This window comes from Streptomyces sp. NPDC048353 (assembly GCF_055587165.1).
The window spans coordinates 175719-190692 of sequence record NZ_JBVJGU010000005.1; the positions used below are offsets into that span (position 1 = coordinate 175719).

Here is a 14974-nt window from a genome sequence, read left to right on the forward strand (position 1 = left end):
CGGAGAGGTGAGGGTGTTCGTGTCCGCGTACGAGCCCACAGTAATCCCGGGCGCTGCACTGAGTGAGTTGTAGGATGACTGGGCAACCGGGCGAATAGGGGTAGTGATGGCGTTGAGAACGGCGGGCCGGACCTCGCTGGTGGACTCCGTGGTCGAGCAGCTCCGTGCCCAGCTCGCAGAGGGCGAGTGGGCCGTCGGCGACCGCATTCCCACCGAACACGAGCTGGCCGGACAGCTGGGCGTGGGCCGCAACACCGTCCGCGAAGCGGTACGCGTACTCGTCCACGCGGGCCTCCTGGAATCCCGTCAGGGCAACGGCACGTTTGTCAGGTCGGCCGCCGACCCGGCCGCCGTGCTGCACGGAATGCGCCATGCCGGTGCGCGGGACGTCCTGGAACTGCGGGTCGCCCTGGAGGCGGAGGCCGCCCGGCTCGCGGCGGCACGGCGGGACACCCACGATCTGCTGCGACTGCGGGCGGCCCTGACCACCCTGCGCGAGGAGGGCGACCGCGCCGCCGACGCGGACATGGCCTTCCACCTGGCCGTCGTGGAGGCCACGCACAACCCCGCCTTCGTCGAGGTGTACCGCTTCTTCTCCACCCAGGTGCACGAGGTACTGGTGGAGGCGCTGGGCGACCGCGCGATGCCGCCGGTCGACATCGACGCCCACGAGGCCGTGGTCCGGGCGATCGAGGCGGGCGATCCGACGGCGGCCGAGGCCGGGGCGCGCGAACTGCTGCGCGTGCCGATGGAGACCGTCACCGCGCTGACACACCCCCGCTAGCCGGGGTGCGCCGAAGGCCCTCGCGCCGGCCGCCGGCCGCGCGCCCGGAGGTCCGTGGTGTCCGGGCCGGGGGCCGCCCGCCGGCCCGGCGCCCGCTGAACTGCCGTACGTACGAAGAAGGAACGCTCTTGTCACGCCCCGAAGCCCCCCTGCTCGTCGACGCCGAGGCAGCCGTCCGGCCCTCGCCCCCGGCGGCGGCGGCGCGGCGGGCGCTGCTCGCCCACCCCGCGCTGCTGATGGCCGGGATCGTGCTCGCCTCGCTCAACATGCGGGCGGCCCTGGCGAGCGTGTCGCCGCTGGTGGGCGAGATATCGGCGGCCTTCGGGCTCTCCTCCACGGCGAGTTCGCTGGTCACCTCCGTGCCGGTGCTCTTCCTGGGGGCCGGGGCGCTCGTCGCCCCCTGGCTCGGCCGGCGTTTCGGCGCCGAACCGGTGCTCCTCGCCGCGCTGCTGCTGCTCGGCGCCGGCATCCTGGTGCGCGTCCTGCCGTCCGTGTACGCGCTGTACGGCGGCGGTGTCCTGGTCGGCACGGCCATCGCCCTGCTCAACGTCCTGATGCCGGGCCTGATCAAGCGGGACTTCCCGGACCGGGCCGCGGCCATGACCTCGGTCTACACGGGCGCGATGATCGCGGGCGCCACCCTGGTCGCGGCCGCCTCGGTGCCGCTGGAGCGGGCCTTCGGCGGGAGCTGGGAGGCCTCGCTCGCCTTCTGGTCGCTCCTCGCGGCCGTCGCGGCGCTGGCGTGGCTGCCGCAGGTCCTGATCGCCCGGGGCCGTACGGGCCACGAGGTCCGGGCCGGGGCGGGCGTACGAGCGGGGGCGGGCGGACCGGTGCGGGCGGGGGCCGGGCCGGTCGAGGGGGAGGTTCGCGCCGGGGCGCCGTCCCGGAGCGTGTGGCGTTCTCCGCTGGCCTGGCAGGTGACCCTCTTCATGGGCCTGCAGTCGCTGTGGTCGTACGTCCTGATCGCCTGGATGCCGACCATCTTCACGGACCACGGCATGAGTCGGGGGACGGCGGGCGTCGTCTTCGCCTTCAACAACCTGATCCAGGTCGCGGGCGCCTTCGCCGTGCCGCTCCTGGCGGGGCGGATGCGGGGTCAGCGTCCGCTGGTCGTTCTCGTCACCACCCTGGTCGCGGCCGGCTACACCGGGCTGCTGGTCGCCCCGGTGCAGGGCGCGTGGCTGTGGTCCGCCGTGCTCGGGGTCGGGCAGGGCGGGGCGGTGGGCCTGGCCCTCACGCTGATCGTGCTGCGGTCGGGGGACGCGGTGACCGCCTCCCGGCTCTCCGGGATGGCCCAGACCGTCGGCTATCTCCTCGCCGCCGCCGGGCCGTTGGCCGCGGGGGCGGTGCACCAGGCGACCGGCTCCTGGACGGTGCCGATCGCACTGGTGCTGGGCGTCTGCGCGGCGGCCCTGGGGATCGGGCTGCTGGCCGCGCGGGACCGGACGGTCTGAACCGGCCGGCGCCCGCTCCCCGCTCCTGGCGGGCTGCTCGCCTACTCCTCGCCCGCCAGCTTCAGCGTCCTCAGCTTCTGGCCCGCGTACCAGGTCGCGAGGACCGTCACGCCGACCAGGAGGGCCACCGCGGCCGGCAGGCCGACCTCGGAGGAGACCAGGCCCTCGCCGCTGACCTTCTGGGCCACCGCCAGCGCCCACTGCTGGACGCTGAGCGTCTTCGCCCCCGCGATCAGGGAGCCGAACAGGGCCTCCCAGACCAGGGCGTAGACCAGGCCGATGACGACCGCGTGCCGGCTGACCGTGCCGAGCAGCAGGAAGAGCGCGCTGTAGGCGATGGAGGCGACCAGGGCGGCGACGGTGTACGCCACCGCGACCTGCTGGCCGTTTCCGTTGAGGATCATGCCCGCGATGAAGGTGGGAACGGCCGAGAAGGCCATCGTGACGGCGATGGCCACGATCAGCTTGGTGAAGATGATCGTGGGCCGCTTCACCGGCTTGGACAGCAGATAGACGATCGAACCGTCGTCGATCTCCGGGCCGATCGCGCCCGTTCCGGCGATCACGCCGATCAGCGGGACCATCGTGGCGAGCGCGAACCCGCCCAGGACGTCGGCGGCGATCTGGTCGTCGGCGCCGTTGAAGGCGCGGACCGCGCCGGCGATCACGAGCAGCATCGCGGGCAGCGCGAAGAGGATCAGCGCCCGCCGGCGGCCGAGCAGGGCCCGGTAGGTGAGCCGGGCGACTGTGGGGTTGTACATCGGTCAGGCTCCTTTCAGGCCGCTACGAGGTACGAGAAGACGGATTCGAGGGACTCGTCCGACGGCGAGACCGTCAGCAGCCGGATCCCCTGGCCGCGGGCGACCCGGGGCAGCAGCTCCGTGAAGCGCCCGAAGTCCACCGCCTGGATGCGCAACGCGCCCTCCGCCAGGTCGACCTCGATGCCGGCCGTGGACGGGTCGGCGATCAGTGCGGCGGCGAGCGCCCGGTCGTCGCTGGACCGTACGAGATAGCGGTGCGGCCGGTCGGTCATCAGGCGGCGGATCTTGCGGAAGTCGCCCGAGGCGGCGTGCCGTCCGGCGACGATCACCTCGATGTGGGAGGCGAGCTGCTCGACCTCCTCCAGGATGTGGGAGGAGAAGAGCACGGTGCGGCCCTCGGCCCCCATCCGGCGCAGCAGGTCCATGAGCTGCATGCGCTGGCGCGGGTCCATGCCGTTGAACGGCTCGTCGAGCAGGAGCACCGACGGCTCGTGGACGAGGGCCGAGGCCATCTTCACGCGCTGCCGCATGCCCTTGCTGTACGTGGCGATCTTGCGGTCCTGCGCGTATTCCATCTCGACCGTGGCGAGCGCCCGCCGGGCCTCCGCGTCGCCGAGGCCGTGCAGTTCGGCGTTGGCGACGACGAACTCGCGTCCGGTGAGGAAGTCGTACATCGCCTCCCGCTCGGGGACGACGCCGATCTGCCGGTAGACGGACTCGTTGCGCCAGATCGGCTCTCCGTCGAGGGTGACGGTGCCGGTCGAGGGGGCGAGGAAGCCGCCCATCATGTTGATGAGGGTGGACTTGCCGGCGCCGTTGGGACCGAGGAGGCCGGTGACACCCGGGCCGATCGTCATGGTGACGTCGTTGACGGCCACCACGTTGCCGAACCACCGCGAGGTGTGGTCGATGGAGAGAGTGGTCATGGGCGCGGCCCGTTTCCTTGGAAGGGTGGTGAGGGGAGACGGCGGGACGTGGTCACAGCCCGACCTTTCGGTAGCGGCGCATCAGGACGGCGTACGAGCCGGCGATCAGCGCGAGGACGACCAGCAGATAGACCACGCCGGCACCGGCGGTCGGTCCCACGCCTTCCCCTCCGGGGAAGGAGGTGGTGGCCCCGAGGAAGGCGGTCTGCACACCGTCGATCAGCGTGACCGGGGAGAAGAGACCCAGCCACTTGATGGCGCCGAGGTTGTCCGTGCCGTAGGCGATGCCCTGGAGGGTGGAGACGGCGCCGTACGAGATCACCAGGGTGGCGATGACGGCGGCCACACCGAAGCCGCGGCGCGGGGTGAGCGCGGCCATGACCAGGCCGATGCCGCCGAAGAGCAGGGACAGCAGCGCCACCGACACCAGGCCCTGGCCGAACCCTTGCGTCTGGTCGGCGAAGTCCATCTTGGCCAGCAGCGAGCCGACGTAGAGGATCACCAGCGGGGAGGCGGTGAGGACGAAGAGCGCCGAGGCCATCGCGCCGTACTTGGCGAGGACGTAGTCGGCCCGCTCGATGGGGCGCGAGAAGTACAGCGGGACGGTCCTGAACCGCAGGTCGCGGGAGACGGACTGCGGTGCCTGGGCGGCGAGGTAGAGACCGATCACGGCCTGGGTGAAGATCGCATACCGCGTGTAGTCGAGCGGCAGGTCCTTCATCTTGGTGGCGACGGCCACGGCGACGATGATCAGCGCCGGCACGCACATCACCGCGAAGAGGATCATCGGCAGCACCTTGGACTTGGCGCTGCGGCCGAGTCCGTACGCTCCGCGCAGCGACTGCGAGAAGAGCGCCCGGCGGGCGTACGCCCGGCCGAGGCGCGGTCCGTCGTAGGAGCGGTAGCCGATGTTGTGGATCTGGGTGGTCTCGGGGGACTGGGCCTGGGTGCTCATCGCGCCGGCACCTCCTGCTGCTGTTCCGGGGAGCCTTGCGGACGGAAGACCTCGGCGATGTGGTGCCGGCGCTGCTCCATGCGGACGAGACCGAGGCCCAGGTCGGCGACGGTGTCGCGGACCAGGTCGTAGGTCTCCTCGCCGGCGGCCTCCACGAGGAGGATGTGTCCGGCGCCGGGCAGCCCGTCCTCCACTCCCTCGTGGAGGGTGACGCCCGCGGCGGCGAGGGCCGCGCGCAGGGCGTGCGTGCCGTCGGGGTGGCTGTCGGAGTCGGTGACCTCGACCGCGAGGGTCGTGGTGGTCTGGGTGAAGTCGCTGGTGGAGCTGGAGCGCAGCAGCCGTCCGCCGTCGATGACGACGACGTGGTCGCAGGTGCGCTCCAGCTCGCCCAGGAGGTGGGAGGTGACGAGGACGGAGATGCCGAAGTCGGTCCAGACCCGTCGGATCAGGCCGAGCATCTCGTCGCGGCCGACGGGGTCGAGGCCGTTGGTGGGCTCGTCGAGGAGGACCAGCTGCGGGTCGTGGACCAGCGCCTGGGCGAGCTTCACCCGCTGCTTCATGCCGGTGGAGTAGCCGCCGATGGGGCGGTACCGCTCTTCGTACAGGCCGACGTGGCGCAGGGTGTCGGCCGTCCGTTCACGGGCGGCGGTGGGGGGCAGCCCCGACATGCGCGCCATGTGGACGACGAACTCGGTGGCCGAGACGTCGGGCGGGAGGCAGTCGTGCTCGGGCATGTATCCGACGCGCTCGCGGATCCGGGCGCCGTCGGTGGCGACGTCCATGCCGAGCACGGCGGCGGTTCCCTCGGTGGCGGGGGAGAGGCCGAGCAGGATTTTGATCATCGTGGACTTGCCGGCTCCGTTGGCACCCACCAGTCCGGTCACACCGGGCCCGATGTCCAGGGAGAGCCGGTCGAGAGCGGTCACCCGGGGGAACCGCTTGCTGAGGCTTTCGGTAGCGATCACAGTCACGCTTCGACGGTAGTGGTGCACACCACAGCCGGTCGTCAGCCCAACGGCTCGGTCCGTATCCGACTCCAGTCGTACGTGCCCGTAGGGGAGCCGAGACCAAAGTCGTTCGTCCGTCCCGGGACGGACGGTTTTCCACAGGCTTGCGCAGGGCCCTTGACGCAGCCGCCGGGCATTGTCACATTCATCAGTGTCAAGTTACGGCCGCGTAGCGCACGCATACGCTCACACGGGACGGACGCATGGCATGACCTCAGCAGTGACAGTCGGAGCGACCGCGGACCTGCGGGGGTTCCGGGAGGTGCAGCGCCTCTCCTACGCCTGCGCGGAAGCGGTCGCGGCCCAGCTCAGGCCGGGGGTGACCGAGCGGGAGGCCGCCCGGATGCAGCGGGAGTGGCTGGGCGAGCGGGGGGTGCGGGACTGGTTCCACCGCCCGTTCGCCTGGTTCGGGGACCGGACGGCCTTCGTCGACTTCAGGATCCCGCTCCAGTTCTTCCCCACCGACCGGCGGCTGGAGGCGGGGATGCCCTTCATCCTCGACATGGCCCCGGTGTACAAGGGGTACACCGCCGACATCGGCTATTCCGGCTGCCTGGGCCTCAACCCGCTGCACGACAAGCTGCTGAGCGATCTAAGGGCCCACCGCGAGCTGATCCTGCGCGAGGTGCGCGAGCGCCGCACCCTGCGGGAGATCTACGAGGACGTGGACCGGCTCATGGTCCGCCAGGGGTATGCCAACCGGCACCGGGCGTATCCCTTCGGCGTGATCGCCCACAAGATCGACCGGGTGCGGGAGCGCCGCTGGTCCCCCACGCTCTTCGGCTTCGGCACCCAGTCGCTCAAGGGCCTCGCGAGCGACGCGATCCACGGTCACCGGGACGGCTGGTCGCCGCTCTGGTCGCCGTACACGTTCTCCGACCACCCGCCCCGGCCGGGGCTGTGGGCGGTCGAGCCGCACCTCGGATTCCGGGGGACGGGCGCGAAGTTCGAGGAGATCCTGGTGGTCACCGACTCCAGGGATCCCGAGCAGAGCGCGTTCTGGCTGGACGACGACCTGCCGCACGTGCGGCGCTGGGCTGAGGAGGGGGCGGCGTGAAGGTGAGTCTCGAAGAGGCGCGCGAGCGCTGGGTCCGTACGGGCGGGATCGAGCTGTGTGTGGCCGAACTGGGCGACACGAGCCGGCCCACCGTCCTGCTGGTGCACGGCTACCCCGACTCCAAGGAGGTCTGGTCGGAGGTGGCGCGGCGCCTCGCCGAGCGCTTCCATGTGGTCCTGTACGACGTCCGGGGCCACGGCCGGTCCACCGCCCCGGCACCGCTGCGCGGCGGGTTCACGCTGGAGAAGCTGACGGACGACTTCCTGGCCGTCGCCGACGCGGTGAGCCCGGACCGGCCCGTCCACCTGGTCGGCCACGACTGGGGTTCGGTGCAGTCCTGGGAGTTCGTGACCGTGCCGCGCACCGAGGGCCGGATCGCCTCCTTCACCTCGATGTCCGGCCCGTCCCTCGACCACTTCGGGCACTGGATCAAGCAGCGCGTCGCCCGGCCCACCCCGCGCCGGGTCGGCCAACTCCTCGGCCAGGGAGCCAAGTCCTGGTACGTCTACCTGCTCCATACGCCCGTGCTGCCCGAGCTGGCCTGGCGCGGGCCGCTCGGCAAGCGGTGGCCGGCGATCCTGCGGCGCGTCGAGAAGGTCCCCACGGGGGACTATCCGACCCCGTCCCTGCCCACCGACGCGGCCCACGGCGCCTGGCTCTACCGCGACAACGTCCGTGCGCGGCTGCGCCGGCCGCGCGCCGACGCGTACGCGCACGCACCCGTGCAGCTGATCACCCCGACCGGGGACGCGTTCCTCTCCGAGCGGCTCTACGACGACCTGGGAGCCTGGGTGCCGGACCTGACCCGGCGCTCGTTGCCGGCCAAGCACTGGGTGCCGCGCACAAGGCCCGACCAATTGGCTTCATGGATCCGCGAGTTCGTCGAGGCGAACGAGGACCCGGCCGCCAAGGCGCCGAAGAGTGCGGCGGCGAGCGGGGTGCGGCCGGAGTACGCGGAGCGGTTCGGCGGACAGCTGGTCCTGGTGACCGGCGCGGCCAGCGGCATCGGCCGGGCCACCGCCTTCGCGTTCGCCGAGGCGGGGGCGCGGGTGATCGCCGTCGACCGGGACGGGGAGGGTGCCGCCAGGACGGCGGAGATGGCCCGCCTGATCGGCGCCCCGGGGGCCTGGGGCGAGACCGTGGACGTCAGCGACGAGCAGGCCATGGAGAAGCTCGCCGCCAGGGTGGCGAGCGACCACGGCGTCGTCGACGTCCTGGTGAACAACGCCGGCATCGGTCTGACCGGCTCGTTCTTCGAGACCACCGCGGAGGAGTGGAAGAAGGTCCTCGACGTCAATCTGTGGGGCGTCATCCACGGCTGCCGAATCTTCGGCGGGCAGATGGCCGAGCGGGGCCAGGGCGGCCACATCGTCAACACCGCCTCCGCCGCCGCGTTCCAGCCGTCCCGCGCCCTGCCCGCGTACAGCACGTCGAAGGCGGCGGTGCTCATGCTGAGCGAGTGCCTGCGGGCCGAGTTGGCGGACCGGGGCATCGGGGTCTCGGCGATCTGCCCCGGAATCGTCAACACCAACATCACCGCGACGGCACGGTTCGCCGGCGCCGGCGAGGAGGAGCAGAAGCGCCGGCAGAAGAAGGCGCAGCGGCTGTACGGCCTGCGCAACTATCCGCCGGAGAAGGTGGCGGACGCGATCCTGCGCGCGGTGGTGCGCGACCAGGCCGTCGTCCCGGTCACTCCCGAGGCGCGGGGGGCGCACTTCCTGTCCCGTTTCGCGCCCGGGGCCCTGCGGGCGATAGCCCGGCTGGAGCCGCCGGCCTGAGCGAGGGGCGGCGGACCGTACCATCCCTCGCAGGCGGGCCTCCGAGGGATGGGCGGCAGGCGGTAAAGCGAGCGGCGGGAGCGGGCGTGTCGGAGCGATCAGCGCAGTCGGGGAGCGGGGGCGGGCAGCCGTCCCCGGCCGAGTACCGGATCGAGGACCTGGCGCACCACAGCGGGGCCACGGTCCGCACGATCCGCGCCTACCAGGATCGCGGTTTGCTGCCCCGCCCCGAGCGTCGCGGCCGGTCGAACGTCTACGGCGACACCCATCTCGCCCGGCTGCGACAGATCGCCGACCTGCTGGACCGTGGCTACACCCTGGCCTCCATCAAGGAGCTGCTGGAGGCCTGGGACGCGGGGCGGGGGCTCGGCGGCGTCCTCGGCCTGGTCGCGGAGGTCGACGGGCCGTGGACGGACGAGGAGGCGGACCGGATCTCCCGCGCCGAGCTGGACGCCACGTTCGGCGGGGAGCCCGACGAGGACGCGGTCCGCGAGGCGATCGAGCTGGGTGTCCTGGAGCGGATCCCCGGCCGGGACGACGAGTTCCTCGTCCCGAGCCCTCAAGAGCTGGCCGTGGCCGCCGAGTTGCATGCCGCCGGGGTTCCGCTCACCGCTATCTCCGGGCATCTGAGGGAACTTCGGGTCCAGGTCGAGCACATCGCCTCCCGTTTCCTGGAGTTCACCACGGAGCACGTCTTCGCCCGCTATCTGGAGCACCGGCCTCCGACGGACGCGGACGCGGCGGAGGCGGCGACGATGGTCCGGCGGTTGCGGCCCCTCGCGCAACAGACGGTCGACGCCGAACTCGCGCGCGCGATGCGCCTGTTCGCTACCCGCCACCTCCAGCACCACCTGTCGGCGGACCCGGCTCCGGTAAGGGACGAAGAGCCCCGGCAGGTGGCTCTGCCGTCCGGGACGATACGGGCCGTACAACGCCTGGTTGGCCCGGAGAACGTCGCCGCCTTCATCACGGCCGCCACCGAACGCGAGGTGCAGACACGGGCATTGGACGCCCTTTCGGTAAACCCCGCACATAAGGCCTGAGTCGGGCAAGTACCTGGGATTCCACGAGGAGTTGTCCACAGAATCGTCAATTCCGCTGTGGATAAACCACGTTGGCTGTGGAGCAAACCTCGACACCACAATTCGATGGTGACGTGGGCCACTCTCCGGCATCCTGACGCCATGAACGCACCCCTCGACGAGAGACGCACCGTGAAGGTGTCCAAGTACCTCTCCAAGCACCTCCGCCATCAACCGGAACGGATCGGCCTGGTCCTCGACGCGCACGGCTGGACCGAGATCGACGCCTTGCTGCGGGCGGCCACCGAGCACGGCTTCCCGATCACCCGCGCCGAGCTGGACCATGTCGTCGCCAGTAACGACAAGAAGCGCTTCGCGGTCGACGGAACGCGGATCCGCGCCAGCCAGGGCCACACGGTCGAGGTGGACCTCGACCTCCCGGCCGCCGAACCGCCCGCGTACCTCTACCACGGTACGGTCGCCGCCCGGCTGGACGCGATTCGAGCGGAGGGCCTGCGGCCGATGGCCCGCCACCACGTCCACCTCTCCCCCGACCGCGAGACGGCGACCCGCGTCGGCGCCCGGCGCGGCCGGCCCCTCGTCCTGAGCGTGGACGCGGGCGCGATGCACCGGGCCGGCCACGTGTTCCACGTCAGCGCCAACGGCGTCTGGTTGACCGACGCGGTGCCGCCGGAGTTCCTGCGCCTGCCGGAGTGAGGCGTACCGGCACCCCGGACACCGGGAACCCTCGGCTGTTCGAGGCGACTGCGGCATGATCGTCGTATGGGACACCCGCATCTGCCGACCACCGAGGCCGCCGTCGCCGCGATCCGCGAGATCGCCCGCACCCACGGCCTCGACATACGTGTCACCGACGACATCGGCGCCGACCAGACCTCCCGCCGGACCTCCGCCGGCGCCTTCACCGTCCTCGACCCGGACGGCTCCCTGCCCCACGAGGCGTTCGTCGAGCTCGGCGGCGCCCCCGCCGTGACCGTGCGGCTCTACCCCGAGGACGACGCGAAGATCACCGTCGAGGGCATCGAGTTCGAGGACGTCCCCCGCGACTCCGTCCCCGCCTTCCTGCGCTCCGTCCACGACGGCCTCGCCTCCGTGAAGGGCCGGTTCTTCCCGCCGGGATGGTGGCTGATCGTCCCCCTGCCCGGCGACGAGACGTACAAGGAGCTCGTCCCTACCGGAACGCTCAGCCCATGGCTGAGTGCGAGAGTCCGCTGAGCCCCGGACACCGCTGAGCCCGGGATTCCGCAGGCCCCCACACCGCTGAGCCCGCAGTCCGGTGCGCCCCCGACAACGCTGAGCGCCAGAGTCCGGTTCGCCCGGAAGTCGCTGAGCCGGAAGTCGCTGCGCCGGGAGTCCCCCGCCCGAGGGGTGACGGAAGGCGGGCGGCCCCCACCGGCCGGCCGCCGCGGCGGCCGTAGGCTCGTGGGTATGACCTTGCGCCTGAGCACCGTGATCCTGCCCGTCCACCGCTGGCACGACGGCGGCCGCGACCGCTGGCTGCGCGCCGAGGAGCTGGGCTTCCACGCCGCGTACACCTACGACCACCTGTCCTGGCGGACCTTCCGCGACGGCCCCTGGTTCGGCGCCCTGCCGACCCTCACGGCCGCCGCGACCGCCACCACACGGCTGCGCCTGGGCACACTCGTCACGTCACCGAACTTCCGCCACCCCGTGACCCTCGCCAAGGAACTGATCTCCCTGGACGACATCTCGGGCGGCCGCGTCACCCTGGGCATCGGAGCCGGCGGCAACGGCTTCGACGCCACCGCGCTCGGCCAGGAGGCCTGGACACCGCGCGAGCGGGCCGACCGGTTCGGCGAGTTCCTCCCCCTCCTCGACCGCCTCCTCACCGAAGGCGCGGTCACCCAGCACGGCACCCACTACTCCGCCGTCGAGGCCCGGAACCTCCCGGGCTGCGTCCAGCGCCCCCGGCTCCCCTTCACGGTGGCGGCGACCGGTCCGCGCGGTCTGAAGCTCGCCGCCCGGCACGGACAGGCATGGGTGACGACCGGCGACCCGAAGCTCTACGAGGAGGGGACCCCCGAGCAGTCGGTGGACGCCCTGCGCGGCCAGATCGAGAAGCTCGGCAAGGCCTGCGCGGAGATCGGCCGGAACACGGCCGAGGTGGAGAAGGTCCTGCTCACCGGCTTCACCCCGGACCGTGGGCGTCCGCTCGCCTCGCTGGACGCCTTCGTCGACTTCGCCGGCCGCCACCAGGAGCTGGGCTTCACCGAGCTGGTGATCCACTGGCCGATCCCCGACTCCGACTTCGCCGCCGACCAGCAGGTCTTCGAGCGCATCGCCACGGAAGCCGTCGCTCAGCTCGGCTGACCGCCGGCGGGCGACGGCCGAAGACGCCGGGGTACGGCCGCCCGGCCCGACCGCCGCCCAGTCGTCGGCCGGGGCGCGCGGGCGGACCGGGGTGCGCGGGCGGGCCACTCAGATGTGCGCCCTCCCGCACGCCCGTGCACGCCGTACGGAAGAATGGATCGGTGACCTCACCCCACGCTCCGCGCCCCGCCGCCCCGGCCCCCCGGCTCATCGCCACCGACCTCGACGGCACGCTGCTGCGCGACGACAAATCCGTATCGGAGCGTACGGTCGCGGCCCTGGCCGCCGCCGAGCGGGCCGGTATCGAGGTCTTCTTCGTCACCGGCCGTCCGGCTCGCTGGATGGACGTCGTCAGCGACCACGTCCACGGCCACGGCCTCGCGATCTGCGCCAACGGCGCGGCCGTCGTCGATCTGCACTCCGGCGGCACGTTCATCGAGGTGCGGCCCCTGGACCGGCCGGTCGCGCTGGAGGTCGTACGGACCCTGCGCGACGCCGCGCCCGGCACCACCTTCGCGGTCGAGCTCACCACCGGCATCCACTACGAGCCGGACTACCCGCCCTTCTTCCTCGACCCGGGCGCGACCATCGCCACCGCCGAGAAGCTCCTCTACGAAGAGGAGCCCGGCGCCGCCGCCCCCGTCCTGAAGCTGCTCGCCCAGCACCCCGAGCTCGAACCGGACGGGTTCCTCACCGTGGCCCGGGTGGCGGCCGGGGACCTGGCCTCGATCACCCGGTCCAGCCCCACCGCCCTCCTCGAGATCAGCGGCCTCGGCGTCTCCAAGGCCTCCACCCTGGCCCTGTGCTGCGCCGAACGCGGGATCTCCGCCGACGAGGTCGTCGCCTTCGGCGACATGCCCAACGACATCGAGATGCTCGGCTGGGCCGGCCGTTCGTACGCGATGGGCAACGCCCACGCCGACGTGATCGCCGCCGCCTCCGGCCGTACCGTCGCCAACAACGAGGACGGAGTCGCCGTCATCATCGAACGGATCCTCGCGGGCACCCTCGACGACTGACACCCGCCCGCGACGGGCGCCGGCACCACGGCCCCGGGGTCGGCCGCAGGACGAGACCGCGCCCCGGGTACGGCCATGGCCCCTCTACAGCGGGGCCTGCCACACCACCGTCGTACCGCCGCCCGACGCGCCGATGCCCGGCTCGCACCAGCTCGATCCGCCCAGTGACTCGGCGCGCCGCGCCAAATTGCGCAGACCGCTGCGCCGCCCGCCCTCCGGGAGGCCGATGCCGTCGTCCGCCACCGTCAGCCGCACCCCGGCGCTCCCGTCGGGGAGCTCGGCGCCCGCGTCGACGACGACCTCGATCCGCGCGGCCCCGGCGTGCCGGAACGCGTTGGACAGGGCTTCCCTGAGGGCCGCAATGAGGTTCTTGCCGGTGAGGTCACCGACCGCGGAGTCGAGCGGACCGAGGAAACGGTGACCGGGAGTGAAACCGAGGGGCACGGCGGCCATGTTGATCTCGCGCAGCACCCGGGTCCGCAGGCCCGAGGGAGCCTCGGCCGGGCCCTGCTGGAGCGCGAAGACGGCGGTACGGATCTCCTGGATGGTCACGTCCAGCTCGTCCACGGCCTTGCCGACCCCGTCCCGCACCGCCGGCACCACCGACCTGCGCTGGGCGCCCTCCAGCATCATCCCGGTGGCGAAGAGGCGCTGGATGACCAGGTCGTGCAGGTCCCGGGCGATCCGGTCGCGGTCCTCGTAGACGGCGAGCCGCTCCCGGTCGCGCTGGGCGTCGGCCATCATCAGGGCGAGCGCCGCCTGAGAGGCGAACTGGGTCGCCAGCGTCCGTTCCGCCTCGGTGAACGGCCGGGCGCCCCGGGCCCGGGGCATCGCGAGCGCGCCGAGCACGCGGCCCCCGCTGTGCAGCGGCAGCAGCATGCTGGGCCCGAACCGTGCCGCCAGCCGGCTGATCATCCGGGGGTCGGTGGCGGCGTCGTCCAGGAACACCGCCTCTCCGGTGAGCAGGCTCTCCACCACCGGGCTCTCCGCCGGGATCACCACGCCCAGGGACGTCGACGGCGTGTCGGAGGAGACGGCGACGATCTCGAGGCCGCCGTCCCCGGCGGGCAGCAGCATGATCCCGGCCGCCGCGTCGGCGAGTCTGCGGGCCTGCTCGGCCACCACGGTCAGGGCCTCGTCGGCGTCGCCGCCGGAGAGCAGGGCGGTGGTGACGGCGACCGAACCGTCGATCCAGCGCTCCCGCTGCCGGGCGGCTTCGTAGAGGCGGGCGTTGCCGATGGCGATCCCCGCCTCGGTGGCGAGGACCCGGACCATGTGGACGTCGGCTTCGTCGAACTCGCCGCCGTGGGTCTTCTCGGAGAGGTACAGATTGCCGAAGATCTCTCCTTGGACCCGGATCGGGACGCCGAGGAAGCTCTTCATCGGGGGGTGGCCGGGCGGGAAACCGGCCGAGCGCGGGTCGGCGGAGAGATCGCCGAGCCGGATCGTCCGGGGCTCTTGGATCAGTGCGCCGAGGAGCCCGGCGTGGCCGTCGGGCCGGCGGCCGATGCGGTGGGCCGTGTCCTCGTCGACACCGTGGGTGACGAATTCGGAGAGGCCGTCGTTCTCCTCGTCGACGACCCCGATGGCGGCGTAGCGGGCGTCGGCGAGTTCGGCCGCCGTCTCGCAGATCCGGTCGAGGGTGGAGCGGAGTTCCAGGCCGGTGCCGACCGAGCGCATCGCCTCGAGCAGCTGCGGTACGCGGGCCGTGAGCTCCGTCGACAGGCCCTGCAGACTGCGGGTGGCCCGGTTCGCGGCCTCCAGGGAATCGGCTTCCCCGGGGTCCGCCGGGCGCGCGGGCACCGACGGGACGGGAGGAGCCTTGGGATCCGGGGGATCGGGCACGGCGGCGGTCATGA

14 protein-coding genes are annotated in these 14974 nt (G+C 72.3%); 9 read left to right on the plus strand and 5 right to left on the minus strand.

Features of this window, described 5'->3' with window-relative positions; all coding sequences use genetic code 11:
• Window positions 1-106: 106 nt before the first annotated feature.
• Window positions 107-784, plus strand: a complete 678-nt coding sequence (locus ACZ6RC_RS19430) for a FadR/GntR family transcriptional regulator (protein ID WP_469584739.1) — start codon at window positions 107-109, stop codon at window positions 782-784.
• 128 nt (window positions 785-912) lie between these two features.
• Window positions 913-2238 (plus strand): CynX/NimT family MFS transporter, encoded by a 1326-nt coding sequence (locus ACZ6RC_RS19435; protein ID WP_469584744.1) that lies wholly within the window; start codon window positions 913-915, stop codon window positions 2236-2238.
• Window positions 2239-2279: 41 nt separating this feature from the next.
• Here ACZ6RC_RS19435 and ACZ6RC_RS19440 read toward each other — a convergent pair whose 3' ends face one another.
• The 4 genes from ACZ6RC_RS19440 to ACZ6RC_RS19455 are packed head-to-tail and all read right to left on the minus strand — an operon-like array spanning window position 2280 to window position 5845.
• The gene (locus ACZ6RC_RS19440; protein WP_391139901.1) at window positions 2280-2999 is read right to left on the minus strand and encodes an ABC transporter permease; all 720 of its coding nucleotides are present in this window, start codon (window positions 2997-2999) and stop codon (window positions 2280-2282) included.
• Between the two features lie 14 nt (window positions 3000-3013).
• Window positions 3014-3925: an ABC transporter ATP-binding protein gene (locus tag ACZ6RC_RS19445; protein WP_391139903.1), complete on the minus strand. Its 912-nt coding sequence runs from the start codon at window positions 3923-3925 to the stop codon at window positions 3014-3016.
• Between the two features lie 52 nt (window positions 3926-3977).
• Complete coding sequence (locus ACZ6RC_RS19450; protein WP_453616134.1) at window positions 3978-4880, minus strand: ABC transporter permease; 903 nt, start codon at window positions 4878-4880, stop codon at window positions 3978-3980.
• The gene (locus ACZ6RC_RS19455; RefSeq protein WP_469585714.1) at window positions 4877-5845 is read right to left on the minus strand and encodes an ABC transporter ATP-binding protein; all 969 of its coding nucleotides are present in this window, start codon (window positions 5843-5845) and stop codon (window positions 4877-4879) included. The genes ACZ6RC_RS19450 and ACZ6RC_RS19455 overlap by 4 nt, the downstream gene beginning before the upstream one ends.
• Before the next feature lie 250 nt (window positions 5846-6095).
• Here ACZ6RC_RS19455 and ACZ6RC_RS19460 point away from each other — a divergent pair, with 250 nt between their 5' ends.
• From ACZ6RC_RS19460 to ACZ6RC_RS19490, 7 genes are all read left to right on the plus strand, one after another.
• On the plus strand, window positions 6096-6944 hold the full coding sequence (locus tag ACZ6RC_RS19460) for a M24 family metallopeptidase (protein WP_391139907.1): 849 nt from the start codon (window positions 6096-6098) through the stop codon (window positions 6942-6944).
• 2 nt (window positions 6945-6946) lie between these two features.
• Window positions 6947-8722 carry an SDR family oxidoreductase gene (locus ACZ6RC_RS19465; RefSeq protein ID WP_469585717.1) on the plus strand — a complete coding sequence of 592 codons (1776 nt, stop codon included), beginning with the start codon at window positions 6947-6949 and terminating at the stop codon, window positions 8720-8722.
• Between the two features lie 86 nt (window positions 8723-8808).
• A complete protein-coding gene (locus ACZ6RC_RS19470) occupies window positions 8809-9765 on the plus strand; it encodes a MerR family transcriptional regulator (protein WP_453616131.1) in 957 nt (318 codons plus the stop codon).
• 141 nt (window positions 9766-9906) lie between these two features.
• The gene (locus tag ACZ6RC_RS19475) at window positions 9907-10461 is read left to right on the plus strand and encodes an RNA 2'-phosphotransferase (RefSeq protein WP_469584751.1); all 555 of its coding nucleotides are present in this window, start codon (window positions 9907-9909) and stop codon (window positions 10459-10461) included.
• A 66-nt stretch (window positions 10462-10527) separates the two neighbouring features.
• A complete protein-coding gene (locus tag ACZ6RC_RS19480; RefSeq protein WP_469584754.1) occupies window positions 10528-10980 on the plus strand; it encodes a hypothetical protein in 453 nt (150 codons plus the stop codon).
• A 213-nt stretch (window positions 10981-11193) separates the two neighbouring features.
• On the plus strand, window positions 11194-12096 hold the full coding sequence (locus ACZ6RC_RS19485) for an LLM class flavin-dependent oxidoreductase (protein ID WP_469584757.1): 903 nt from the start codon (window positions 11194-11196) through the stop codon (window positions 12094-12096).
• Between the two features lie 161 nt (window positions 12097-12257).
• Window positions 12258-13115 (plus strand): HAD hydrolase family protein, encoded by an 858-nt coding sequence (locus tag ACZ6RC_RS19490; RefSeq protein WP_391139915.1) that lies wholly within the window; start codon window positions 12258-12260, stop codon window positions 13113-13115.
• An 84-nt stretch (window positions 13116-13199) separates the two neighbouring features.
• On the opposite strand, the gene ACZ6RC_RS19495 is transcribed toward ACZ6RC_RS19490, so the two are convergent.
• Window positions 13200-14972: a sensor histidine kinase gene (locus ACZ6RC_RS19495; protein ID WP_469584764.1), complete on the minus strand. Its 1773-nt coding sequence runs from the start codon at window positions 14970-14972 to the stop codon at window positions 13200-13202.
• Between the last annotated feature and the right edge of the window lie 2 nt (window positions 14973-14974).